This window comes from Roseibium album, from assembly GCF_001404515.1.
Taxonomy (GTDB): domain Bacteria; phylum Pseudomonadota; class Alphaproteobacteria; order Rhizobiales; family Stappiaceae; genus Roseibium; species Roseibium album.
This window is the reverse complement of sequence record NZ_CXWE01000001.1, coordinates 931,012-955,562: the sequence shown is the minus strand read 5'-3', so window position 1 is coordinate 955,562 and position 24,551 is coordinate 931,012. Positions and strand designations below refer to the sequence as shown.

The following is a 24,551-nucleotide window of genomic DNA, read 5'->3' as shown; positions in this document are numbered from 1 at the left end:
TGATTCAAATGGAAGTGATTCGGGGCAAGCTCCGATGCGGCGGATTTTGAGGCACACTTCCAATGGCGCGAGCAATGGCTGGCGACGCTACCACGCGGCGCAGCGACAAGGATTCGGATTCCGAAAAGAGCGCAGGCAAAGCCAGCCTGCTGTTCTGGCCGGTTCTCGTTTCCCTTCGTGACACCATCATAAGCTCAGACAGCGTCATGCGGCGCATCATTCCCGGACTGGCAATTGTCTTTATCGTCATTCTCGCCCTGTTTCGTGCTGGAGAACTGGCGACAGAGTACACCGAAACAGAGCAATCTGCGCAGACGACCCTGAGCCTGATGGCCACGGTGGTTGCCAACCGGCTCGGCGCCATTGAAGGTACTCTTCCGGAAGTCGGGTTTCGAACAACCTTGAAACGCTCTCTTGCGGACAGTCTGCCGGCAGGCGCCACAAGCAGATCCCGCATCTTTCTGGTCGCGGATACGAACGGCAAGATCGCGGCGACCGCCCCGGCACATCCGGGTCTGGAAGGCCGACCGATCGCCGACCTGCTCAGTCCAAGCCAGCCGCTCACAGTGTTCGGCGCGCGCGCTGGTGTTCTTCCCGTTCCGGTCGACCTTGGACGCGGTGAAGGCAGCGAACAGTTTCTTGCAACCGTGCATCATCTGAACGGCAATCTTGGCATGATTGCCGTGTTGCAGCCGGAAAGTGCCATCTTTGCGGACTGGCGTGACGACCTTTCGGCAAATGTCACCCTGTTTGCCGGGACAGCCCTGGTTCTGCTCGCCGTTATCTACGGCTTTTTCAGTCAGGCAAGCCGTGCCGAGCATGCCGATGACATGTATGCGGCCACCCGGGCACGCATCGACACAGCCCTCACCCACGGCCGATGCGGATTGTTCGATTGGGATCTTTCGCGTGGACGCATGTTCTGGTCGTCCTCGCTTTATGAGCTACTCGGGCGTGAACCGAAGGATGACATCCTGAGCTTCGCCGATGTTGCCGACATTACCCACCCTGACGACATTGATCTTCTCGGACTTGCGGAACATCTTCTGGAGACCGGTGAAACACTTGTCGACGAAACCTTCAGGATGCGTCATGCGGACGGCAGCTGGATCTGGTTGCGTGCACGTGGCGAGATCCAGTCCGAGGCCGGCCGCGCCGAACCCCATCTCATCGGGATCTGTATCGACATTACCGAGCAGCACAAGCTGGCGGAAAAAAGCCGGATGGCGGATTTGCGGCTGCGCGACGCAATCGAAACAATATCCGAAGCTTTCGTTCTGTGGAACGCCAACAACGAACTGGTGATCTGCAACTCAAATTATCAGTCCTTGCACAACTTGCCGAATGCAGCCGTCAACCCGGGCACCCCTTACCAGGACGTCATGGCCGCAGCATCGAATGCGGAAATCGCTCCGCAACCCGTGACTGTCACGCAGCGGGGCGGTGCGCCGGAAGGCTCTTACGAAGCACAACTGGAAGACCGCCGTTGGCTGCAGATCTCCGAACGCCGGACCAAGGACGGTGGATTCGTGTCGGTCGGCACCGACATCACGGCGCTGAAAAAACACGAAGAAAAACTGATGTTGTCCGAGAAGCGGCTGAAAGCGACTGTATCGGATCTTCAAAAGTCGCGACAGACACTGGAATACCAGGCACGCCAACTGGTGGAAATGGCCGACAAATATCAGGAAGAAAAAACCCGAGCGGAAGCCGCCAACAAGGCCAAATCCGAGTTTCTCGCCAATATTTCCCATGAACTCAGGACACCCCTGAACGCCATTATCGGCTTCTCCGACATCATGACGCAGGAAATGTTCGGCCCTATCGGCACGGAACGATACAACGATTATTGCAAGGACATCTATTCCTCCGGCACTTATCTCCTCAACGTGATCAACGACATCCTCGACATGTCCAAGATCGAGGCTGGCCGGATGTCTATCGATACGGAAGTCGTGAATGCCGCTTCTGTCACGGATGATGCAAGCCGGATCGTGACGGGCGCCGCGACAGAAAAGAATATTTCCGTCACAACGGACGTCGCCGAAAATCTTATGGTTCACGCAGACAAGCGGGCATTGAAGCAGATCCTGCTCAACCTGCTTGCCAATGCGGTCAAGTTTACCTCGGACAGCGGCGTGGTTGCACTCAAGGCGGAACCGCGCGGCGACAAGTTGCGCTTCGAAGTTACAGACACGGGAATCGGCATTTCCGAACGTGATATCGAACGGCTTGCGGAGCCATTCGTCCAGGTGGAAAACCAGTTCACCAAGACCCATCAGGGATCCGGGCTCGGGCTTGCCATCGCGCGGTCCCTCGTGGAGCTCCACGGCGGTAAGCTGTCGATCCGATCGGAAGTGAAAAAAGGCACGACCGTCAGCTTCACGTTGCCGCTTGCAGACAGCCCAGCCTAACAACCCGTCCCGGCCTGAATCCTCTGATCCTCACGTCCAATTTCCGGTAAGCCAGCGCCCGTTTGCAATGCACTAAAAACAGATAGGACCTGTTCCCATTGCGTATCGGGAGCAACACGGTCCTGCGGCCGACATGCAAACCCGGTCGCGAAAACCCCTTCTCCGAACACAGTTGCGCGGTTACGGCCTCCTGCCGAAACAGATTTGGCTCTTCAGCGCGCGAAGACCTTGTCTTCGTAACGAAAAAAATTTGCTCCGCTTGCCTGAAATCAATGCATGGCGGCAATTCTTTGGTTTCCATTCCAGTTGATGTGCACTTCGCACAGGTCGAATTGCCCGGAAAGGCGCGAGCACAACTTGCCGCGTGTTTTCATACCAGCAACGAAAGGGAGGCCATGAAAGCGAGATCCAAAGAAGAACGTACGCCGGACGTATCAACCGCTGAGCGCGACACCAAAACATCCACCAAAAAAACCTCCAACCGGCGGGAAGCAGGGCCTCGGGCTGCATCACCTCCAGAGGCCGGCAACACAGTGACCATCAAGTCCGTTCACCATGCGGCGGTACACAAAAGTCCAGCGCTCCTGTTGCATGAGCGATCTATTTCGAAAGGCAACAGTGCGCGACTGCCGGAAAACTATCCCTACAAGAGACGCATGCGCCGAGAACAGTATGAGGCGCGTAAGCAGGAGCTTCAGATTGAACTTCTGAAAGTCCAAAACTGGGTAAAAGACAGCGGCCAGCGCATAGTTGTTATTTTCGAAGGTCGGGATGCAGCAGGCAAAGGCGGCACGATCAAACGTTTCATGGAGCACCTGAACCCTCGCGGCGCCCGGGTTGTCGCACTCGAGAAGCCAACGGAAGAGGAAAAGGGACAGTGGTATTTTCAGCGCTACGTTCAGCACCTGCCGACCAGGGGTGAAATCGTTCTGTTCGACCGTTCCTGGTACAATCGTGCCGGTGTCGAAAAGGTCATGGGGTTCTGTTCACCTGCGGAGTACATGGAATTCATGCGCCAGGTGCCCGAATTCGAGCGCATGCTTGTGCGAAGCGGCATACGTCTCTTCAAATTCTGGTTTTCCGTCAGCCGGGAAGAACAATTGCGCCGCTTTCAGGCGCGCAACAGCGATCCGTTGAAACACTGGAAGCTGAGTCCGGTCGACGTTCAATCGCTTGATATGTGGGACGACTATTCAGAAGCCAAGGAAAACATGTTTTTCTATACCCACACCGCCGACGCCCCCTGGACCGTCGTGCGTTCCGATGACAAGAAGCGAGCACGTCTGAATTGCATGCGCTATTTCGCCAGATCGCTGCCTTATCCCGGGGCAGATGCCCAGATCCAATTGGACCCCGACCCAAAGATTGCCGGACCGGCTGACATTTTCTACCAGACGCTGGAAGATTTTGATGCGCGTCGCCAGCTCAAGGTTGAATGAGACCAACCTGGAAACGACTTGCTTCCGCCAACTGGGCGGGAGCCATTTCCGTGATCCGCCATGTTCATACAAAGAGGGCGCAATCTTCCCGGGGAATTATGTCTGGGCAATCAGGGAGAGACCTTTGTCTCGACGGCTTCAACCGGGCCAACCAACTTAACGAATGTCTGGCGGACCCTGTTCTGGAGCTCCGCCAGCTCTATCTCGAGCCGGGTGAATGTCGGGCAGTTCGAGGCCTGTACAAGCAAATCCAGAACACCCCCGGGGGCTTGTGTCGCCACGAACTTTCCCGAGAGCGACAGGCGCAACACCTGTGTCAGCCGCTGATACATTCGCAATGCCTCAAGGAGCAGCTCGGCATCACCGGGATCCAGGCAATCTGCCTCCCGGAGACCTTCCAGCGCTTCTTCCGTACCCTGTGCCAGCACACCGGGCGTTTCATGCGCATGCACAAGTTGAAGGTACTGTGCGATAAATTCGATATCCACGAGACCGCCGGCAACCTGCTTCATGTCCCAGACGTCTTTCGTGCCCTTTTCCTTTTCGATCCTCGCCCGCATGGAGCGAACATCATCCGCAAGCTTGGCCCTGTCCCGGGATTTCGTGAGTGTCTCCCGGATGTTATCCATGATCTTCTGCCTGAATTCCGGGTTCGAAGACGCGATCACCCTGGCTCTCGTCAAGGCCATGTGTTCCCAGGTCCAGGCATTTTTTTCCTGATAGGTGATAAAGCCTTCCAGATTGGTTGCCAGCGGCCCTGCGTTTCCAGACGGACGCAAACGGAAATCAACTTCGTAAAGCTGTCCTTCCGCGGTGGGTGCCGAAAGGGCCGTTACAAGCCGTTGCGTCAAACGCATGTAATACTGGGTAATGGCCAGCGGCCTTTTGCCATCGGACTCCTTGACACCGTCCGGGGCCTCGTAAAGCAGGATCAGATCAAGGTCTGACGATGCCGTCACTTCCCTGCCGCCCAGTTTGCCCATGGCCAACACCGCGACATTGCCACCCGGCACAACGCCATGCGTTTCGCCGACATGAAGCACGACCTGCCGGAGCAGCCTGTCCACGACGACTTCCGCCAGGCGCGCCAACGCAAAGCCGACACGATCAGCAGAAAGTGTATCGGAGATCAAACGCAGACCGATCAGGAATTGTTGCTCCTGGGCAAAGATGCGCGCCCTGTCGAGTGCCTCCTCGTAAAACCGGGCCTGGGACAGAGTGCGGTCGAGACCAACACGAAACTCTTCGACACTCGGCATGGCTCCGAAAAAGGCCGGATCAAGTACCGCGTCCAGCACATGAACGCGTTTGGAGACCGTTTCTGCGAGCCGCGGTGCCGCGCCCATGGTCGTGGCAAGCAGGCTCAATAATTGCGGATTGGATCGCAGAAGAGAAAAGAGCTGAACTCCCGCCGGCAGTTTCGACATAAAGCTGTCGAACGCGACCAGCGCCGCATCGGCATTGTCGGTAGCCGCAAGCGCTCCGATCAGGGTCGGATGCATCTCCGTCAGCCGCTCACGGGATTTGGTCGAACGGGTGCACGGATAGCGGCCGAAATGCCAGGACTTCACGATGCTCGCGGCCTCAGCCGGTTGTTTGAACCCCAGACGCGACAGGGTTTCCAACGTCTCCGGATCGTGGTCGTCTCCCGTGAAAACCAGGCTGCCCAACTCAGAAGACAGTCCAGGCTCATCTTCAAAAAGCTCAGCGTAATGATGCTGAACCTTTTTCATGTGAGCCAGAAACTCGTCCTCGAACGACTGAAGAGTGACAAAACCCATCAAGGACGCGATGCGCGTCAGGCCTTCTGCGTCCTTTGGCAGTAGTTGCGTCTGCTCATCGTTCAACATCTGGATGCGATGTTCGACATTGCGCAGGAACACATAGGCCTCGCGCATCTCGTCGCGTGTCCTGAGGCGGATCCAGTCGGCTTCGCAGAGGGCATCCAGCATATCAACCGTACGCCGGCCCCGGAGCGCCGGATTGCGGCCACCTGCAATGAGTTGCTGAGTTTGAACAAAAAACTCGACCTCACGGATACCGCCACGCCCCAGCTTGACGTTGTGCCCTGCAACGGCAATTGCACTGTGCCCCTTGTGCATATGGATCTGCCGTTTGATCGACTGCACGTCGGCAATTGCCGCAAAATCCAGATATTTGCGCCAGATGAACGGGACGATTTCGTGCAGAAACGCTTCACCCGCGGGCAAGTCGCCGGCACATGCGCGCGCCTTTATCAGGGCCGCGCGTTCCCAATTCTGGCCAAGGGATTCGTAATAAACCAGTGCAGCGGGAACTGACATTGCCAGCGGCGTGGCGCCCGGATCCGGCCGCAAACGCAGATCTGTGCGGAAGACGTAGCCATCTGCTGTTCTGTCCTGCATGATCTTGACCAGGCGCCGTGTCAGGCGGACGAACTCAACCGGTGCTTCCACTCCTGCCGCCATCGGCGCTTTGTCGGGGTCGTAGAGAACAATCAGGTCGATGTCGGATGAGTAATTCAGCTCGTTCGCGCCGTGCTTGCCCATGGCAAGAACGATCAAACCGCTGCCGACTTCGGGTTTTTCCTGATCTATCGGCTCAAACTTGTTCCGGCGTGACAGATCTCCCAGGCAAAAACGAATGGCCGCCGTAAGTGCCGCATCGGCAAACCCGGCAAGTGCACCTGTCACCTGTTCCAGGTCGATTGCACCACAGATGTCGGCAAGCCCCAAGGTCAGCGCAAGATCGTGCTTGAGCAACCTCAACGCCCGCATGATACCGGCTTCATCCTCCGCCGTTGTGTCATGTGCCAGTGACAGAAGCCGCCGGATCCGGAGTTCCGGTGCCTCCTTCAGGATGCTCAGGAGCCTCGGTGGGTCTGCCAACATGAGATCGCGCAGATAAGGCGAGTTGCCGACGATCCCCATCAGGAACGGTTCCAGGTTCCTGTGTGAACCGAATTGCGATCTCAGCGTGTCACCGGCTTCCGGATGATCAAGAAGATCCTTTAAGAACAGGGTGGCACGATCGACATCAGGTGTTACAGGAACGGTTGCAAAACGATCGACAAGAAGTTGGAGCTGCTTGTCAATTTCCTGCCGGCTGCCCTGCCTGTCCGGATTGTCCTTCGCCATGCCCGCTCCTGCTGTTTTCCGGCGCGACCGGCGCCAGATCTATTCGGGCTGAAAGGCCCACGTCCTCATTTTTGAAGCGCAAGTCTCCCCCATGCAAGCGGGCAACGGCTTTGACAAGGCTCAATCCCAAGCCCGTTCCAGGTTCCGACCTGCTTTCTTCCAGCCGGACAAAGCGATCCATGACCCGATCGAGGTCCTTGTCGGGAATTCCGGGGCCGTTGTCGGCGACTGTCAGGTCGACGCGGCCATCCTTTTCCTTTGCAGACAGCCGGATCACAATTTCCCCGTTGTCCGGACGGCCGTATTTCAAGGCATTTTCAATAAGATTGACGAGAACCTGGCTAATGAGATCCCGGTTGCAGACGGCAGTCAGGCCTTCAGGAATGTGGGTTTCCAGCCTGCCTCCCTCATCCTCGACCAAAGGGTCGTACAATTCGGCAATCTCGGCAACGAGACGCTTCAGATCTGTCGGTTCCATAACCGAACCGGGCGCCATGGACTCCACACGAGCGATCCTCAGCAACGCGTTGAAGATCCGAAGGAGATGATCGGTCTCGTTCAACGTGCTTTCCAGCGCGCCGCGATAGCCTTCTTCACTACTGGCTTCCCGCAGCGCCGTTTCTATCCGGGTCTGAAGCCGTGTCAGCGGTGTCTTGAGGTCATGGGCAATATTGTCTGTCACATCCTTCATCGACTGCATCAGAACTTCGATGCGGTCGAGCATGTCGTTCAGGTTTACGGCGAGGCGGTCAAACTCGTCATTTGTGCCGGCAAGCGACAAGCGCTCTGTCAGGTCGCCATTCATGATCATCCGACTGGAAGCAGATATGTCGTCAATACGCTTCATGACCCTTCGGCTGACAAAAAGCCAGGTGATGACTGCCATGACGACGACGACGACAAGCCATAGCCGCAGCGCGTTTGCCAGAAGATTGGAAAATCTCAGCTGGTCACCAAGGTCTCTGCCTACAAGAAGGCGGAAGCCGCCACGCAGCTCGAACGTCCGGACCATCGCCTGTCGCTCGATTTCCTGGGTTCCCTCTCCCAGGCGCGTATAGCGTACACGTCGCAGACCGCCGTCGGCTTCCTCAAGAACGATTGTCGGAAGGCGGGAAATATTGCCGACCAGGGCATTTCCGGAGAAGTCCATCAGAAGATAAAGACTGGCATCGGGATGCCTTGTCCTGTCGTCGATGGTTTCGACGAGATCCCGAATTCCACCGCGAACATATACGTCCGACAGGCCCTTGAGTTCTGCATCGACAGACTGAACGACCTGTTCGGACATGAGATCTTCGGTGCTTTCGGAAACATAAACCAGAAGCACGCCAGACATGACCGTGAAGACGGCGACATACAGCAACGACAGCTTGAACGCTGTCGTTCGGACAAATCTAGTGAGCCGCGTCACGGATCGTGTACCCGGCACCCCGGATGGTATGAAGCAAAGGTGTCTCGAAGCCCTTGTCTATCTTGCCGCGCAGCCGCGAAATATGGACGTCAATCACGTTGGTCTGTGGATCGAAATGATATTCCCAAACGTTTTCCAGCAGCATTGTGCGTGTCACCACCTGCCCCGCGTGCTGCATGAGGTATTCCAGGAGCCGGAATTCCCTTGGCTGCAGCGGAATCTCGGTTTCTCCGCGACGGCAGGAGTGAGCCATGCGATCAAGGGTCAGATCGCCGACGGAATAGGTGGTTTCGACCTGATTGGCCGATTTCGGCCTGCGCGCGAGCGCTTCGATGCGGGCCTGCAGCTCGGTAAAGGCATAAGGTTTGGGCAAATAATCGTCACCGCCTGCCTTCAATCCCTTCACCCGATCGTCGACCTGGCCGAGAGCAGATAAAATGAGAACAGGAGTGTGATTGCCTTCGCGTCGCAATTCCTGAACTATCGAAAGGCCGTCGAGCTTCGGCAGCATACGGTCGACAATCAGTATGTCGTAACTGCTGAGCAGAGCCATTTGCAGGCCATTTTGGCCGTCCGCAGCGTGATCGGCCGTGTGGCCGAGTTCGCTCAATCCCTTGACGAGATAGCTCGCCGCTTCCGGATCGTCTTCGATAACTAGAATTCGCAACATGACATCCTTTTACCTCGAGTTGCTTTGAATTGAAATGGCTGGCGGCGGCGATGGATGTGAGGCGCCGCCGCCAGACTGGCTGGGTTTACGGGCGAAACCCATGGCGAAGACCGGCCCGTCGGGGTTGGGGGCAGAGGGCAAGCCGGTCTCGCCGGTCAGGCTCCGGTTCTTGTCGAACCGGTTCCTGATCAGGCCAGGTTCATGGGCAGAGCCACAAACCGGGTTGTGTCGTTGGTCTCGATCCGGAAGAGAACTGCCTTTCGGCCGTCACTTTCCGCCTTGTCGAGCGCCTTCAGTACGTCATCCGCATTGTTGACCTTCAAGCCGGCCACTTCGAGGATCACATCACCGGCCGACAGACGCTTGTCGGCAGCCGGTCCATCAGGATCGATTTCCGCGATAACCACGCCTTCACCGTCAAGACCTGCTTCAGCCTTGGTCGTCACGACCAGGCCAAGATCGTCAAGGCTGGTCCCGGTCTTCTCGACCTGTGGTTCCGCTGCCTCGGCAACCTTTTCCCTTTCCTGGAGACGGCCCAGGGTCACAGAGAGATCCTGTTCCTTGCCGTCGCGCCAGATCGTGACGTCGACCTTGGTGTCCGGTTCATAGGCCGCCACGATCTTGGAGAGATCGCGCGGGCCGTCCACCTTGGTGCCGTCAACCGAGAGAATGGTGTCGCCCGAGCGCAGGCCAGCCTTCTGAGCCGGGCTGTTTTCCTGCGCTTCCGCGACGATGGCGCCGCGGGCCTCTTCAAGGCCAAGGCTTTCCGCGATGTCATCGGTGACGTTCTGTATCTGAACGCCAAGCCAGCCACGGATAACGGTGCCGTCATCCCTCAGCTCCATGATGACATCTTGCGCGGTCGAGGCCGGAATTGCGAAGGCAATACCGACATTGCCACCGGACGGCGAGAAGATCGCCGCATTCACACCGATCACTTCACCGTTCATGTTGAAGGCCGGGCCACCTGAGTTGCCGCGGTTCACCGGCGCATCGATCTGGATAAAGTCGTCGTAAGGTCCCGCACCGATGTCACGCCCACGGGCGGACACGATCCCTGCGGTTACCGAACCGCCCAGTCCGAACGGATTACCGATCGCGACAGTCCATTCACCGACCTGAGGAGCTTCATCTGCAAAATCCACATACGTGAAATCTTTGCCGCCCTCGATCTTGAGCAGTGCAAGGTCTGTTCTCTTGTCGGCTCCGATCAGCTTGGCGTTGTATTCGTCACCTTTCTGATCAATCACGGTGAATTCCGTACCACCGTCGATCACATGGTGATTGGTAACGACATAACCGTCCTTGGAGATAAAGAAACCGGACCCCTGGGATGTACCATACTGCCGCGGCGACCGGCGCTGCTTCTGGCCTTCTTCACCGCCTCGGCCACCGAAATCACGGAAGAACCGTTCAAACGGGTGGCCATTCGGCAGGCCCTTGAAGAATTCATCAGTGCTGTTGCCACCGTTGAAATTCATCATGCGCGGCTCGGCTTCCTGCTTCACCTGAACACTTACAACAGCCGGGCTGACGGTGCGGACAACGTCTGAAAAGTCTGCTGGCGCAGTCGCGTCGACACGAACAGGCTCTGCTTGCGCGAGCTGGCTTGGGACGACGGTCTGAGCGGTCAAAAGCCCGGCAGTACCGAGTGCGACAACTCCTGCCAGCAATTTGGCGCGGCGGGACCGCAAAGGAGAGACTGACCCACGATTTTGCATATTTTTTTCCTCTGTCGACATAACAATTGGAGGCCACAAATGGAGCGCACGGGGACCTACGCTCCGGGCTCAGTGAGGAAAGTAGGTATTCCCGCCTTACCGTTGCCTGTCGGAGGAGTTACATTTTTGTTAGTTTGAGAATTCGACCTCTCCCGCATCAGACAAAAGCCTCGATGCGTGTCGTGGAAGCTTATGTATTTGCGGAGAAATTTTCTGTTGCCCCTGCATTTTCCATTCCCGTGGAAATGACAAACCCACGCATCTTTTCCACAAACATCAAGCTGGAAAACGGATCGGTCGGTCGTCAGCGGTCCATCTCTGCCACTTCGGCATGACAGATTGAAATCTCTCTGAGCACTCGAATGCCTCGAGCCACTTTTTCAGGGCAAGCCACTCTTCACCATCGAACCAGGCGCGGTCCGTATTGGCAAACTGACGGACGAAGGGAAGGATTGCATAATCGGAGAGAGACGCGCTGTTGCCGAACAACCAGGCCCGATTTGAAAGTCGCTCATTCAAGTCAATGAGAAACTCTGACGCTGCCGTGCGTTCGTGTTCTCGTTGCGCATCTTCATAGCGCGTGTGGTACTTGTAACGATCAAGATGGATCTTGAATGGACCATCGCACCGGGTGATCAGTGCAAGCAACTGCTCCCTGTCGCCTTCAGCGGGTCGCAACCAGCTTTCCGGATCGTGGATCCCAAGCGCCCACAGCATGATATCCAGACTTTCATCAAGTACAAACGCATCCGTTTTCAGGCATGGCACCGTTGCAGAGGGAGAGGTCTGAAGAAACTCCGGAGCCTTGTCGCGCAGCACGATCTCGCGCAACTCGACCGACTGTCCACTCGCCGCAATCGCCAGGCGTGCACGTATTGCGAAAGGGCATCGTCGAAAAGAGTACAGGATTGGAAGAGTGTGCATGTCCACTCCATGGCGCATCATCGGCAAAAGGTCAATTTCGCCCACAGATTGCGATTTCACAAATTCAACCGCAGACTTTCACCGGATGTAAAGAATATTCCATGATACTCAATGTCACGGGATATCAACATGACTGATTCACTGATTCAACTTGCCAAGGACAGTTCTTCAGAGAAGAAACATGAGCTTGCAGAGCATGTCACCGGCTTACTTACCGTACGTTCCAAAGACGATAGCTCTGAAGCAATAAATCTTCTGAATAATATGCTTGAAGGTGTCTACGGGTCACTGGAACTCGAGGCAAGAAAGAAGATGTCAGAACGGCTGGCGGATGTTGGATCAACGTCCTCCAAGCTCGCAGAAGCAATGGCGAATGACGAACTGCCCGTTGCTCAGGCCGTCCTCGAGCGGTCGAAGTCCCTCTCAGAAGACGCCTTGCGTTCGATCGCACAGAAGAAAGATCAGGGCCACCTGCTGGCCATGGCCAAACGCGATCATATCAGTGAGGACGTGGCCAAGCTTCTGGTCAAGCGTGGCAGCAAGGATGTCAGGCACGCACTGGCGTCCAACCTGGGTGCCGAAATGCAGATGCCGGTCTTTGAAGAGCTGGTCAAGGACATGCCGAAACAAATGGGGGAGCGGATACGGCACCTTCGAAAGTCAAACGAGGAACTGATCGAGGATCTGTTCCGGGAAGACGGTGAAATCGCTTCGGGGCAGAAACTGGAAAAGCGGGCCTCCAAGATCAGCCCGAAAGCCTGGCTCATGGGTATCAAGCTCGGCAAGACGACGCTGAACAAGGCTGTCTACCAACTGGCTCATGAACACAATCTTCTGGACGTTGCCGGGCTCCTGTCGGTCTTTTCCGGCCTTGAGATGAAATATGTCCACAACCTGATGGTGAGGTTCGATGCGACAGGCATCGCCACGGTCTGCCGTGCAAGCGGCATCGGCGCGATGGAATTCCAGGCGGTATGCAAGGAACGCTGCAAGCACCTGAAGTTCCCGGAAAGCACCGGGAGCAAATGGCTAACCAACTATCATATGCTGGACGACAACGATGCGCGCCGCCTGCTCGCACTCATGAAGATGAAGTTGGGATCCGCAGAAACTCATCAGGCTGCCTAGACGACTTCGGCAGTATGTTATGAAGCGCTTCACAGTACATTGCTGCGGAACGCTTGTTCATTGCCCCAAAATCGCTAATTTTCACATTTTTCAACTTCGCCTTATCCACTTGTAAACTGTCTCCGAGGTATTGTTGGCACCACAAGAATGGATGGATCCGACATGATCAATGATCTTCTCAATCAAGCTCAGGACAGTTCACCTGAAAAACGCCGCAAGCTGGTTGAACATGTCACAGACCTGTTTGCAACTGGTGCCGACAGCTATCAGACAGAAGAGATTTCGCTCTTCAATGCTGTTCTGGAACGCATGCTCCCGTCGATGGAAACCGAGCAGAAGAAGGAAGTGTCAGAGCGTCTTGCACCGATAGACACGACCTCCCAGAAAATTGCCTACGAGCTTGCAAGCGACGAAATCGATGTTGCTCAGCCGATGCTGACGTCCTCGAACGCGTTGAAAGAAGAAGATATTCTGCGTCTTGCAAAGACCATGGGACAAGGGCACCTGCTTGCCATTTCAAAACGCGATCACCTGGAGGCCAAGGTAACCGACGTTCTGCTGGAACGCGGCGAAAGCCCGGTGAAACAATCTGTTGCAGCCAACTCAGGTGCCGAGCTTTCCGATTGGGGCGGACGCCTTTTGGTCAAGCTGGCCGAGCGCGACGAAAAGATCCGTGACGCGATGGTTGAGCGCTCGGACGTGTCCGAGGCCGACTATGAAAAGCTGATTTCACAGATGCCCGAGGCGCAGCAAGCCAAAATCCGCAAGATGCGCGAAGAAAACGAGCAGCTGGTCCTGTCGCTTTTCCACGAAGCCAGCAAGGTGGTCGCAAGCTCGAAACTGGAGCGGAAAGCTACACGTATCAATGCAAAGGTTATCCTGAAAGACGTCCGCGAAGGCCGAGGCGATCTCGGCAAGGCAATCACCCAGATGGCGTTGTCAAACAATCTCTTCGACATCAGCTTCATGCTTGCCGAAATGGCTGGACTGGATCAGAAATACGTCACAAACGTCATGGTTCGCTACGATGCGACCGGTATTGCCGTTCTTTGCAAGGCGATGGGCGTAGACCACAACGGATACATAGCGTTGAGCCGGGCTCGGGCCACAAACAACAAACAACCCCAGACGACCGTCCAGAACTGGATCGGTGATTACCAGAACCTGACGGAAAAAGACGCGCGCCGTCTGCTTTCCTTCATGAAAATCCGCCTCAGCACACTTGAAGAACAAGCTGCCTGACCGGACGCACGCGCCTCGGTACTATTGCCCGGGTTCAACTTCACGGGTGATAACCGCCGCGCCCGCCTCAAGTGTGCGGTGAACCGGGCACTTGTCCGCGATCTCGAGCATGCGTTCGCGGGTCGCCGCATCGAGCTCGCCTTCAAGCGTGATCAGCCTCTCAAAGCGGTCAATCTTGCCCCCGCGCCCCTTCTGGTCATCCGAACAGTCTTCGCAATCTGCGGCGTGCACCTTGTTGTGCAGAACACGCGTGCCGATCCTGTCGACCTTCAATCCCTTTCGATCCGCATACATGCGCAGCGTCATGACTGTGCAGGCGCCAAGCGCCGTGGACAGATACTCGTAAGGTGACGGGCCGCTGTCATAGCCGCCATAATCGGCAGGTTCGTCGGCGATCATGCGGTGATTTCCGACCGCAACCATGGACTGGAACTTGCCCTGCCCCGTTTCCACAACGTCGACACCGTCTCTTGCAGCTGAAGCTGTCGGCGCGGTTTCCGCATCAAGATACCTGCTGACCCAACCTGCGATCACTCTTGCCGCATAGGCCGCGTCTTCGCTGCGCGTCAAAAGGTGATCGGCCTTGTCGAGCGACACGAAACTTTTCGGGTGCTTGGCAGCAACGAAGATGTTTGTGGCATTTTCAATGCCGACCGTGTCATCGAGCGGCGCGTGCATGACCAGCAGCGCCTTGCCGAGATTTGCTGCCTTTGCCTTGACCGTCTGGGCCTCCAGATCCTCCAGAAACTCCCGGCGGATGGTAAAGGTACGGCCGGCAAGATCAACGTCGCCCGCGCCCTTGGCGCGGATCTCGTCAACAGATCCCTTGAAGTTGTGAACGACATGATCGGCATCGGACGGGGCTCCGATCGTCACGACGGCACGCGCTTCAGGGATCTCGCCAGCCACGGAAAGAATGGCTGCGCCTCCCAGCGAATGTCCGATCAGAAGCCGGGGTGCCTCGTAGTTCTGCCTCAGAAAGTCGGCTGCCAGCTTCAGGTCCTCGACATTGGAGGAAAAGCCGGTCGAGGAAAAGTCCCCACCGCTGCCGCCGAGGCCGGTGAAATCAAAGCGCAGCACGGCGATGCCTTCCGCGCTGAGCGCACCTGCGATATGCCGTGCAGCCGGAATGTCCTTGGAACAGGTGAAACAATGCGCAAACAAGGCAAATGCGCGGATCTTACCGGCAGGAAGATCCAGCCGTGCCGCAAGCCTGGCACCATGCGCACCATCAAATTCGAGTTTCAGCGGTCGGTTTGCCATAATTCACCCTCCAGCATTTTGTCGTGTCAGACGTAGGCACGAACACATGGCATGCAAGTCACGGCTTGGTGTGATCGCTGTGAAGGAACCTGCCTCCGCAACTGCCGTCAAGAGGCTCGTTTTCAGGCAAACTCCTGGAACGTTTCAAGGGCAGCCCTGTCGTAACCTTGCGAAGCGGTCCACAACTGCTTGGTATAGGCGTGTGTCACTTCGCCGGTTCGCATCTGATCCTCGGTAATTTCCTCGACGATCTCACCCCGGTTCATGACAGCGATCCTGCTGCAAAGGTGCCCGACAACCGCCAGGTCGTGGCTGACCATGATGTAGGTCAGACCATGAGCCTTGCGCAACGCCGACAGGAGATTGAGTATCTCGGCCTGGACGGACACATCCAGCGCGCTTGTCGGTTCATCGAGCAGGATGACACGCGGTTCCAGGATCAGTGCCCGGGCGATCGCCACACGCTGACGTTGGCCTCCCGATAGCTGGTGCGGGTATCGGAAGCGGAATTCAGGGCCAAGGCCGACTTCCTTGAGGATTTTCAATATCCGTTCTTCGCGGTTGTCTAGTCCGTGAATGACCAGTGGTTCGCTCAAGGTATCGTCGAGCGTGCGTCTTGGATGCAGCGAACCGTAGGGATCCTGAAAAACCATCTGCATGTGTTTTCGCGATTCAACGGACCTTTTGTGCGTCAGCGCCTCGCCAGCAACCCTGATCGTGCCGTCCCAATGTGAATTGATACCGACCATGGCGCGCAGAACAGTGGATTTGCCCGAACCTGACTCCCCCACCAGACCGTAGCTTTCACCTTCTGCAACACTCAGGTTGAAATTCCTGACCGCGCGAATCTGGTTCTTGCCGGACCCGAAGGTGATGCTGAAATCCTCGATCTCGATCATGCCGCGCCTCCCTCCGGGACATCATCGCCTTCCGTCAACCATGCCGGGTCACGTCTGAGAACGGGGAGATCGTCATGATTGCCATCCAGGCGCGGAAGACAATTCAGCAATCCCCTTGTGTAAGGATGCTGCGCCTGGTCGAGATTTTTTGCATCAAGACTTTCCATTATCCGGCCACCATACATGACCAGGACACGGTCACAGAAGCTCGAGACCAGATTCAGGTCATGACTGATCAGCACAAGTCCCATGCCCCGTTCTCGTACCATGTCGTCCAGCAGGGAAAGAACCTGCATCTGAACCGTGACATCAAGCGCAGATGTCGGCTCGTCGGCTATCATGACCTGCGGATTTGTAATCAGCATCATCGCGATCATGATCCGTTGCCCCATTCCACCGGACACCTGGTGGGGATAAAGCGAATAGACTTTTTCAGGCTCGCGGATACGCACTGTCTCCAGCATGGCCAAGGCACGTCTTTTCGCTTCGGCGCGGGAAACATTTTCGTGCCGGCGGCAGGATTCAGCTATTTGTTTTCCGACGGTCAATACCGGGTTCAGTGAATATTTCGGATCCTGCATGATCATGGAAATACGGGATCCTCGGATACTGCGCATGGTTTTCGCACTGGCCTGCATCAGATCCTTGCCATCAAACATCATCCGGCTTGCTTCGATCGACCCATTGCCGGCCGTCAGGCGCAGGAGTGCCCTCCCCGTCTGAGACTTCCCCGATCCCGATTCTCCGACAATCCCGAGTCGCTCCTTTCCCAGGTCGAAGCCGACGCCGCGAACAGCATGAACCTGGCCCTTCGGTGTCGCAAACCGGACATGAAGATCCCGGACGGAAATCAGCGGAGCCTCCCCCGGAGAGGATGTCTCAAAACCTGTCATTTTCATCTTGTTCATCGTCATTTCGCCCCGGAACTGCGGGGATCGAGCACGTCACGAAGACCGTCACCCAGGAGATTGAAGCCGAGAGAAACCACGAGAATCGCAATCCCGGGAATGGTCGGCACCCACCATTGGTCGAGAAGAAAATCCCTGCCCGAGGCAATCATGGCCCCCCATTCGGCAAGTGGTGGCTGCGCGCCGAGGCCAAGAAAACCCAGTCCAGCAGCTGTGAGGATAATGCCGGCCATATCCAGCGTCAGCCGGACGACGGTCGAAGACAGACACATCGGCATTATATGCGCAATCAGTATCCTGATCCTGGAGGCACCCAAAATCTGGGCGGCCATGATGTACTCGCTGTTGCGCAACGTCAGTGTTTCTGCACGTGCAAGCCGTGCATAGGGGGACCATGTTGTGAGTGCAATGGCCAGTACCGCGTTCTCAAGGCCAGGCCCGAGAACCGCGACAAAGGCAAGCGCCAGAATTAGACGCGGAAAGGCCAGGAAAATGTCGGTGATACGCATCAACGTTGAATCCACCGCACCGCCGAGCAGTCCGGCTGTCGTCCCGATCAGGAGACCGATCGGCATCACGATTATGGAGACAAGAAAGATGATATAGAGCGTGACCCGCGAGCCCCAGACGATCCTGGCGAAGATGTCACGGCCGAGTTCGTCCGTTCCGAACCAATGCTCCGCGCTCGGAGGTGCAAGGCGATTGGCCAGATTCTGGGTCGTTCCGTCGCCGCCGGCAACAATGGGTGCAAACAGTGCCACCAGGCAGAGGAAGAGAACGATTGCCAGACCGAGCATCGCGATCGGATTGGACTTGAACGAAAGCCAACCGATGTAAAGACGCTGACACCTTGCCTGAAAGGCGTTGTTTGGCGAATCCGCCAACAACCATGATGCAGATCCGGATTTTGTCCCAAGCGTGCCGTCCGACATTATTTTGCCCTCGGATCGACTATCCGGTAGAGCAAATCGGACAGCATATTGATGAATACGAATGAAATCCCGACCACCAGCGTGCCGCCGATAACCGCATTCATGTCGGCGTTGAACAGCGAATTGGTGATGTACTGGCCGATACCCGGCCAGGCGAACACGGTTTCTGTCAGGACGGATCCTTCCAGAAGACTGGCATAGGTCAGGCCAATGATCGTAATCAGCTGAACCAGGACGTTTCGAAAAGCGTGATACCAGATCACGGTTCCTTCGCGCAGGCCCTTGACCCGGGCGGTGAGCACATATTCCTGATTGAGCTGGTCCAGCATGAAGGAGCGCGTCATGCGCGCGATATATGCCAGCGAGTAGATCGCCAGCATCGACGCGGGCAGGATCGCGTGCGAGAGCGCATTCTTGAAGACGTCCCACTCTCCGGCCATTGCAGCATCGATCATGATAACGCCGGTCACCGGTTCCACGATACCATCGTAGAAGAAATCAATCCGGCCAGGACCCGCAACCCAATCGAGTTTGGCATAGAAAACCAGCAGCGCGACCATACCAAGCCAGAAAATCGGAATGGAATGGCCAAGCAATCCGACAATCCGGACGACGTGATCTATCAGTGTTCCCTGCCGCACAGCAGCCAGAACACCGGCTGGAACACCGATAACAATTCCAGCGATCGTCGCGATGGTGGCCAGCTCGAGCGTTGCCGGGAAAAAGCGCTTGATGTCTTCAAGAACCGGTTGTCCGGTCATGACCGAACTTCCGAAATCCCCACGCAGAATGTCGCCAATAAATATGAGGTACTGTTGCCAGATCGGCTTGTCGAGACCGAGTTGGAGGTACATAGCCTCGTAGACTTCTTTCGAGGCGCGGTCGCCAACAATGGCAACAACGGGATCATTGGGCATGATCCGGCCAATGATGAAGGTGATTGCGGTCAAGCCGATGAACGTGAGGATCAGCATGACTATGCCGCCGCCGATCTTCCTTGCCACATCCAGATACGGCCTGAAATCCACCCCTGAGCGTTGTAGTGTGGAACTGTCGCTCATTCCCAACGCATCCCCCGATTTCGCTGCATATTAACAGAAAGCCGCGCTTCCCCACTCAATTTGAGGAAGCGCGGTCCAGCATGAGACCGGCCATTCGCGACACAAGGTTGATGTGTCGTGAACAGCCGAACGTGCTTACTTGGTGACAGTCTTGTAGTAGGCCTGATCGGAGGTCACGCCGTTGACGAAGCCTTCAACGTTCGCGCGCTGGCCGAAGGTACCAATCGCCTGGAACATGATGGTGAAGGGCGAGTCTTCCTGCACCATCTTCTGCAATTTGGCATAGATTTCCTCACGGACTTCCGGATCAGATTCTGCAGCTGCCTGGTCGGTCAGCTCAGTCAGTCCGTCAGCAGGCCAGGCATTGCGCCAAGTCAGCTTGCCCGTCAGTTTTGCTTCGAAGTCATTGTTCGGGTTGTGCGCAAACGCATCAGCGTTGGAATGCGGATCGGAATAATCCGGGCCCCAGCGCGCAACGATCAGCTCATGCTTGCGTGCACGATACTTCGGCCAGAGCGTGGCGCCGTCGGACAGGATGATTTCAGAATCGATCCCCAATTCCTTCAAGCTGGCCTGAACGCTCTGGGCCACTTCCGTGAACGGAGACTTGTTCAGCGTGTCAATCGTGATCTTGGTGTCGGCGTCAAGTCCGGCATCTGCGATCAGCGCCTTGGCCTTTTCCATGTTGTGGCTATACGGCGTATCGGTTGCCGCTGCCCACATGCCTGATGGCCAGAAATTCTGGTGGATCTTGTATTGGCCGTCGAGGAAGGACCCCACCATGCCGTCATAGTCGACCATGTATTTCAGCGCTTCACGAACCTCTGGCTTCGACAGGACCGGATGGTCCATGTTGCTCGCCAGATACATCAGGTATCCCTTGGGATAGCTCTCCGCGGAGACGTCCGAATTGCCGGAGAGTCCCTTGAGCTGATCGGCCGTCAATTCCATTGCGGCATCAACATCGCCTTTTTCCAGAAGCAGGCGCTGTGCGGATGGTTCAGCAACATGGCGGATGACGACGCGGTTCATGGCCGGTTTGCCCTGGCGGTAATCGTCAAATGCATCCAGCATGACAACTTCGTTGGCTTTCCAGGTTTTCAGCTTGTAGGGACCTGAGCCAGCGGAATGATCTTTCAGCCAGGCGTAACCCATGTCGCCGTCGACTTCGTGTTTCTGAACTTCCTTCATGTCCACGATGGATGCCACGCCTGCCGACAGGAGGTTCAGCACGAGCGCTGGTGACATGTCCGCCAGAATGTTGATCTCGACCGTGGTGTCATCGACAGCAACCACTGCCTCGTCGACATTCTCGGGCGTCCAGCCGATCTGCTTGATGATGAAAGCCGGCGTCTTGTCGAGCTTCACAGCGCGGCCAAGCGAGTAGGCAACGTCTGCAGCGGTGATCGGGTTACCGGAATGGAAGGTCAGCCCGGGGCGCAGCTTGACGGTGATTTTCTTGCCGTCGTCGGAAAACTCGTAGGATTCGGCAATACCACCGACAAGTTTTGTCAGGTTGTCAGGCTCGAACAGGAACAGCCGCTCATAAAGATTTGCGACGATCCTGCCACCGGTGAACTCAAAGCACTCAGCAGGATCAAGCGTAATTGCATCCGCTGTGTTGCGGGCGATCACGAATGTGTCCGCGGGTGTTTCGGCTATCGCGGGAAAGGCAGCGGTTGTTGCCAGCATTGCTGCCAATGAAAGACTTTTCAGAGGTGTTGTAAATTTCACGATCATTCCCCCTCAGGAACTTGGCTTATGGGATGGTGCCGGAAAAACACCGGCGGAATTGCATGCGGACACGCTTCGTTGACTGAGCATGATTTCCGCACCTGGGGCAAAAGCTTATATCGATTGCTTGAATTCGACCAACAGCCTTGTTATGCAAATTTTGCATATAGTTTGTTTTGCTCGTTTTTTCAGCAAGACCAAAGGGAGAAACTGGTGGACACAAACTGGCTGGCCGACTTTCTTGTCCTGAGCAAAAGAGGAAACTTTTCGCAGGCAGCGGACGAGCGGAACATTACCCAGTCCGCGTTCAGCCGTCGGATCAAGGCGCTGGAAACCTGGCTGGGAACGGAACTCTTCGACAGAAGCAGCTATCCAGTGTCCCTGACACCTGACGGTGAGGTTTTTCACGCAACAGCTCAGAACGTGCTTAGGGAACTGGAACTCAATCGGGTTGAGTTCCAACGTCGCAATTCAGATGCTACTCCGGATATCCGGCTGGCCGCCTCCACGTCTCTCGCATTGAGTTTCGTCCCTGAGTGGCTGCACCAGATCAAGCAGGCCTGTGGAACCTTTTCGGTGTCCATCGACACCTATGATTTTTATGAAATGATCGAGCTGCTCGGCGACGGAAAGATGGATCTTGTGTTGCTGTATTCGAAGCCAGAGGTGCCGTCATTTTTCGAGCATCAGGAATTCGAAGCGATCAAACTCGGCGAAGATACTATGCATCTTTGTACTGCCCTCGACGCAGAAGGCCGTTCGGCGTTTGATGTCGACAACCCGCCGGCGCGCGGACTTGAGTATATCGGATACGGTCAGACCGGATATTTTTCGAAAGTCGAGGACCTGCTTTTTTCCGCGATGACCCCCCAGGATCCGACATTCGTCTGCACGTCGCAAAGCGGTACCTGCGAATTCATGAAGCGGCTCGCGCACATGGATCAGAAAATGCTCTGGCTGCCGGCCTGCAGTGCCCATGACAGCATTCGTTCCGGGCAATTTGCACTTGCTGGAAACGGACGCTTCGACACCGAACTCGAGATCTGGCTCTACAAGAAACGGGAGACCACTTCTCCACTGGTCGAGAAGGTCTGGACCCACCTGAAAAGCAATCCCTGCACAAGTCACCTCGAAGCGTTCAGGCTCACGTGAGCCAGAGCGCCAGGAGACATCATTCGTTTCCAGGCACGTCCCTTTTTTCCAGGAGTGCCTTCAAACGTTCTTCTTCTTCCGCAGAAAGGTTTGCAGAGCCTGCCGTTGCGACTTGCGAACCGCGCCGCGAACGACTGCGCAGCGCCAGAACAATCGCAATCAGTCCGGCAAGCAGGGCGACAGGCCCTGCCGCCCAAAGGACAAGCGTATGCCAGGCAAAACGCGGCTTCAACAGCACGAATTCGCCGTAACGGGAAACGAGATAGTCAATCACCTGTCCGTCGCTGTCTCCGGCGACGAGACGCTCACGCACAAGAACACGCAAGTCCTTGGCCAGGGGTGCGTCACTATCATCAATGGACTGGTTCTGGCACACCATGCACCGAAGCTCCGCTGAAAGCGCCCTTGCCCGGGCTTCCAGGGCCGGGTCGTCAAGCACCTCTTCAGGGGCAACTGCCAGCGCAGGTGCAGTGAGGATGGCAAATGCCAGAATCAGGCTTGTCAGAATTGTCCGGATCATCAACGCGTTACTCCGCCGCGGCCGTCTGAACGGCCTTGCGGCGCGCTGCCGGTTTCGGCGCCCCGACCCGGAGCCGACGGTCAGCCATTGAAAACACCGCCCCGAGGGACATGATCACGCAACCGATCCAGATCAGCGTGATCAGCGGTTTGTAGTAGACGCGAACATCGACGGCACCATCACCACGGCTTTCCCCGAGCGACAGGTAAAGTTGCGAGAAGCCCGTCGTATGGATTCCGGCTTCGGTGGTCGGCATCTGGCGCGCGGTGTAGACGCGCTTGGAAGGATCGAGGTCGGCCACGTAGGCGCCTGCCTTGCGAATGGTGAAATGGCCGACTTCCTCGGTATAGTTCGGACCGCGGCGCGGCGCCGCACCGTCGAATGTCACTTCGTATCCGGACAGTTCGACACTATCGCCCGGCCGCATTGTCTCGATGCGTTCCTCCTGAAAAGCGGACGCCGTCACAATACCAAGCACCGTGACACCAACGCCGAAATGCGCGACGACCGTGCCCCAGGCGGACCCGGGCAATCCGACAAGGCGAGCGAAACCTCGTTTCGGGCCGATTTCAAAAAACTTCACACGGGTCACGATCTCCGATACCGCACCAGCCATGACCCAGACAGCGAGGCCCACACCCATTGGTGCCAGTACCTTTTCCATACCCCACAGCCAGAACGTCACGAGCGCGAACAAGAGCGCAAGACCGAAAGCCGCATAGAGCCGTTGGCTGGCCGCGTGAAGGTCGCCCCGCTTCCAGGACAGGACCGGACCGAACGGGATCGCCATCAGCAGAGGCACCATCAGCGGACCGAAAGTCAGGTTAAAGAATGGGGCTCCAACCGAAATCTTCTCTCCCGTGATTGCATCAAGTGCAAGCGGATACAGCGTGCCGACAAACACCGCGGCGCAAGCCGCCGTCAGGAAAAGGTTGTTCAGTACCAGCCCGCCCTCGCGGCTGATGGGCGCGAAAAGCCCGCCCTGTTTCAGCATTGGAGCCCGCCACGCATAAAGCGACAGGGACCCGCCGATGAAGATGCACAGGAGGACCAGTATGAACACACCGCGCGCCGGGTCTGTGGCGAACGCGTGGACTGATGTCAGAACACCAGAACGCACGAGAAAGGTGCCGAGCAGAGAGAGCGAGAACGTGAAAATGGCCAGAAGAACCGTCCAGATCTTCAGCGCCTCCCGCTTTTCCATGACAATCGCTGAATGAAGCAAAGCCGTCCCGGCAATCCAGGGCATGAAACTGGCGTTTTCGACCGGGTCCCAGAACCACCAGCCACCCCAGCCGAGTTCGTAATAGGCCCAGTAAGACCCCATGGCGATGCCAAGTGTCAGGAAACACCAGGCCAGGAGCGTCCAGGGACGGACCCAGCGCGCCCAGGCAGCATCCGTGCGACCAAGAAGGAGAGCTGCGACCGCAAATGAAAATGTGATGGAGAAGCCGACATAGCCGACATAGAGAAGCGGCGGATGAATTGCGAGACCGATATCCTGCAGGATCGGATTGAGATCCGCTCCTTCCAGAGGCGGATTGACCACACGCTCGAAAGGGTTGGACGTGGCAAGCAGGAACAGAATGAAACCGGCCGAAACCCAAGCCTGAACCGAAAGCGTTGCTGCCTTTAGATCTTTCGGCAGGTTACCGCCGAAAAATCCGACAAGCGCCCCAAAAAACACCAGAATGAGGACCCAAAGGAGCATGGACCCCTCGTGATTGCCCCAGACGCCGGTGAATTTATAGATCAGCGGCTTGGCGGAATGGGAATTCTGCAGCACGTTCAGAACCGAGAAATCCGAATTCAGGTAGGCAACAGTCAATGCGACAAACGATATGAGCACCAATACGAACAACATGACGGATACAGGCGGTGCAACAGCCATCAGCCTGTCATCTCCCGACAGCGCCCCCCAAAGCGGCAGAACGCACTGGACGAGTGTCAGCGCAAAGGCCAGCACGAGTGCGTAGTGTCCCAGTTCAACGATCATTTTCGCGTCCTGTCTCTCCCG

The 24,551-nt window shown here is 56.5% G+C and carries 18 protein-coding genes; 5 read left to right on the top strand and 13 right to left on the bottom strand.

What is annotated here, in order from left to right; translation table 11 throughout:
• Positions 1 to 74: 74 nt before the first annotated feature.
• Together LA5095_RS04180 and ppk2 are read left to right on the top strand one after the other, a co-directional pair.
• Positions 75 to 2,414 (top strand): sensor histidine kinase, encoded by a 2,340-nt coding sequence (locus tag LA5095_RS04180; protein WP_235808844.1) that lies wholly within the window; start codon positions 75 to 77, stop codon positions 2,412 to 2,414.
• Between the two features lie 395 nt (positions 2,415 to 2,809).
• Entirely contained in the window at positions 2,810 to 3,853 is a 1,044-nt protein-coding gene (gene ppk2 / locus LA5095_RS04175) for a polyphosphate kinase 2 (RefSeq protein WP_082442804.1), read from the top strand.
• A gap of 110 nt (positions 3,854 to 3,963) precedes the next feature.
• Here the strand turns inward: ppk2 and LA5095_RS04170 are convergent, their stop codons facing one another.
• From LA5095_RS04170 to LA5095_RS04150, 5 genes are all read right to left on the bottom strand, one after another.
• Positions 3,964 to 6,969, bottom strand: a complete 3,006-nt coding sequence (locus LA5095_RS04170; RefSeq protein WP_082442761.1) for a bifunctional [glutamine synthetase] adenylyltransferase/[glutamine synthetase]-adenylyl-L-tyrosine phosphorylase — start codon at positions 6,967 to 6,969, stop codon at positions 3,964 to 3,966.
• Positions 6,923 to 8,380 carry a sensor histidine kinase gene (locus tag LA5095_RS04165; RefSeq protein WP_055112165.1) on the bottom strand — a complete coding sequence of 486 codons (1,458 nt, stop codon included), beginning with the start codon at positions 8,378 to 8,380 and terminating at the stop codon, positions 6,923 to 6,925. Before LA5095_RS04165 ends, LA5095_RS04170 begins: the two co-directional genes overlap by 47 nt.
• Positions 8,364 to 9,050 carry a response regulator transcription factor gene (locus LA5095_RS04160; RefSeq protein WP_104703005.1) on the bottom strand — a complete coding sequence of 229 codons (687 nt, stop codon included), beginning with the start codon at positions 9,048 to 9,050 and terminating at the stop codon, positions 8,364 to 8,366. Before LA5095_RS04160 ends, LA5095_RS04165 begins: the two co-directional genes overlap by 17 nt.
• Positions 9,051 to 9,238: 188 nt before the next feature.
• Entirely contained in the window at positions 9,239 to 10,771 is a 1,533-nt protein-coding gene (locus tag LA5095_RS04155) for a Do family serine endopeptidase (RefSeq protein WP_082442803.1), read from the bottom strand.
• 276 nt (positions 10,772 to 11,047) lie between these two features.
• Complete coding sequence (locus tag LA5095_RS04150; RefSeq protein ID WP_055112768.1) at positions 11,048 to 11,695, bottom strand: glutathione S-transferase; 648 nt, start codon at positions 11,693 to 11,695, stop codon at positions 11,048 to 11,050.
• A gap of 129 nt (positions 11,696 to 11,824) precedes the next feature.
• On the opposite strand from LA5095_RS04150, the gene LA5095_RS04145 reads away from it, so the two are divergent.
• Both LA5095_RS04145 and LA5095_RS04140 read left to right on the top strand, forming a co-directional pair.
• Positions 11,825 to 12,823 carry a DUF2336 domain-containing protein gene (locus LA5095_RS04145; protein WP_055112766.1) on the top strand — a complete coding sequence of 333 codons (999 nt, stop codon included), beginning with the start codon at positions 11,825 to 11,827 and terminating at the stop codon, positions 12,821 to 12,823.
• Positions 12,824 to 12,985: 162 nt separating this feature from the next.
• A complete protein-coding gene (locus tag LA5095_RS04140; protein ID WP_055112765.1) occupies positions 12,986 to 14,065 on the top strand; it encodes a DUF2336 domain-containing protein in 1,080 nt (359 codons plus the stop codon).
• A 21-nt stretch (positions 14,066 to 14,086) separates the two neighbouring features.
• Here the strand turns inward: LA5095_RS04140 and LA5095_RS04135 are convergent, their stop codons facing one another.
• The 6 genes from LA5095_RS04135 to LA5095_RS04110 all read right to left on the bottom strand — a co-directional run bounded on the left by LA5095_RS04135 (position 14,087) and on the right by LA5095_RS04110 (position 20,862).
• The gene (locus LA5095_RS04135; protein WP_055112161.1) at positions 14,087 to 15,328 is read right to left on the bottom strand and encodes a bifunctional alpha/beta hydrolase/OsmC family protein; all 1,242 of its coding nucleotides are present in this window, start codon (positions 15,326 to 15,328) and stop codon (positions 14,087 to 14,089) included.
• Between the two features lie 122 nt (positions 15,329 to 15,450).
• Positions 15,451 to 16,227: an ABC transporter ATP-binding protein gene (locus LA5095_RS04130; protein WP_055112159.1), complete on the bottom strand. Its 777-nt coding sequence runs from the start codon at positions 16,225 to 16,227 to the stop codon at positions 15,451 to 15,453.
• On the bottom strand, positions 16,224 to 17,135 hold the full coding sequence (locus LA5095_RS04125) for an ABC transporter ATP-binding protein (protein WP_235808843.1): 912 nt from the start codon (positions 17,133 to 17,135) through the stop codon (positions 16,224 to 16,226). The genes LA5095_RS04130 and LA5095_RS04125 overlap by 4 nt, the downstream gene beginning before the upstream one ends.
• A gap of 2 nt (positions 17,136 to 17,137) precedes the next feature.
• Positions 17,138 to 18,067: an ABC transporter permease gene (locus LA5095_RS04120; RefSeq protein ID WP_055112157.1), complete on the bottom strand. Its 930-nt coding sequence runs from the start codon at positions 18,065 to 18,067 to the stop codon at positions 17,138 to 17,140.
• Positions 18,067 to 19,128, bottom strand: a complete 1,062-nt coding sequence (locus LA5095_RS04115) for an ABC transporter permease (RefSeq protein ID WP_082442760.1) — start codon at positions 19,126 to 19,128, stop codon at positions 18,067 to 18,069. Before LA5095_RS04115 ends, LA5095_RS04120 begins: the two co-directional genes overlap by 1 nt.
• A 135-nt stretch (positions 19,129 to 19,263) precedes the next feature.
• Complete coding sequence (locus tag LA5095_RS04110; RefSeq protein WP_158510339.1) at positions 19,264 to 20,862, bottom strand: ABC transporter substrate-binding protein; 1,599 nt, start codon at positions 20,860 to 20,862, stop codon at positions 19,264 to 19,266.
• Positions 20,863 to 21,075: 213 nt separating this feature from the next.
• Between LA5095_RS04110 and LA5095_RS04105 the strand changes: the two genes are divergently transcribed.
• A complete protein-coding gene (locus LA5095_RS04105) occupies positions 21,076 to 22,014 on the top strand; it encodes a LysR family transcriptional regulator (protein WP_158510338.1) in 939 nt (312 codons plus the stop codon).
• Between the two features lie 19 nt (positions 22,015 to 22,033).
• On the opposite strand, the gene LA5095_RS04100 is transcribed toward LA5095_RS04105, so the two are convergent.
• Positions 22,034 to 22,534: a cytochrome c-type biogenesis protein gene (locus LA5095_RS04100; RefSeq protein ID WP_186009642.1), complete on the bottom strand. Its 501-nt coding sequence runs from the start codon at positions 22,532 to 22,534 to the stop codon at positions 22,034 to 22,036.
• Positions 22,535 to 22,541: 7 nt separating this feature from the next.
• Complete coding sequence (locus LA5095_RS04095) at positions 22,542 to 24,530, bottom strand: heme lyase CcmF/NrfE family subunit (protein ID WP_055112151.1); 1,989 nt, start codon at positions 24,528 to 24,530, stop codon at positions 22,542 to 22,544.
• Positions 24,531 to 24,551 lie beyond the last annotated feature (21 nt).

Bases quoted from the DNA above. Each gene is read 5' to 3' on its own strand.
- LA5095_RS04180 (WP_235808844.1), top strand. From the start codon at position 75: ATGGCTGGCGACGCTACCACGCGGCGCAGCGACAAGGATTCGGATTCC.
- ppk2 (WP_082442804.1), top strand. From the start codon at position 2,810: ATGAAAGCGAGATCCAAAGAAGAACGTACGCCGGACGTATCAACCGCT.
- LA5095_RS04170 (WP_082442761.1), bottom strand. From the start codon at position 6,969: ATGGCGAAGGACAATCCGGACAGGCAGGGCAGCCGGCAGGAAATTGAC.
- LA5095_RS04160 (WP_104703005.1), bottom strand. From the start codon at position 9,050: ATGTTGCGAATTCTAGTTATCGAAGACGATCCGGAAGCGGCGAGCTAT.
- LA5095_RS04155 (WP_082442803.1), bottom strand. From the start codon at position 10,771: ATGCAAAATCGTGGGTCAGTCTCTCCTTTGCGGTCCCGCCGCGCCAAA.
- LA5095_RS04150 (WP_055112768.1), bottom strand. From the start codon at position 11,695: ATGCACACTCTTCCAATCCTGTACTCTTTTCGACGATGCCCTTTCGCA.
- LA5095_RS04145 (WP_055112766.1), top strand. From the start codon at position 11,825: ATGACTGATTCACTGATTCAACTTGCCAAGGACAGTTCTTCAGAGAAG.
- LA5095_RS04140 (WP_055112765.1), top strand. From the start codon at position 12,986: ATGATCAATGATCTTCTCAATCAAGCTCAGGACAGTTCACCTGAAAAA.
- LA5095_RS04135 (WP_055112161.1), bottom strand. From the start codon at position 15,328: ATGGCAAACCGACCGCTGAAACTCGAATTTGATGGTGCGCATGGTGCC.
- LA5095_RS04130 (WP_055112159.1), bottom strand. From the start codon at position 16,227: ATGATCGAGATCGAGGATTTCAGCATCACCTTCGGGTCCGGCAAGAAC.
- LA5095_RS04125 (WP_235808843.1), bottom strand. From the start codon at position 17,135: ATGAACAAGATGAAAATGACAGGTTTTGAGACATCCTCTCCGGGGGAG.
- LA5095_RS04120 (WP_055112157.1), bottom strand. From the start codon at position 18,067: ATGTCGGACGGCACGCTTGGGACAAAATCCGGATCTGCATCATGGTTG.
- LA5095_RS04115 (WP_082442760.1), bottom strand. From the start codon at position 19,128: ATGAGCGACAGTTCCACACTACAACGCTCAGGGGTGGATTTCAGGCCG.
- LA5095_RS04100 (WP_186009642.1), bottom strand. From the start codon at position 22,534: ATGATCCGGACAATTCTGACAAGCCTGATTCTGGCATTTGCCATCCTC.
- LA5095_RS04095 (WP_055112151.1), bottom strand. From the start codon at position 24,530: ATGATCGTTGAACTGGGACACTACGCACTCGTGCTGGCCTTTGCGCTG.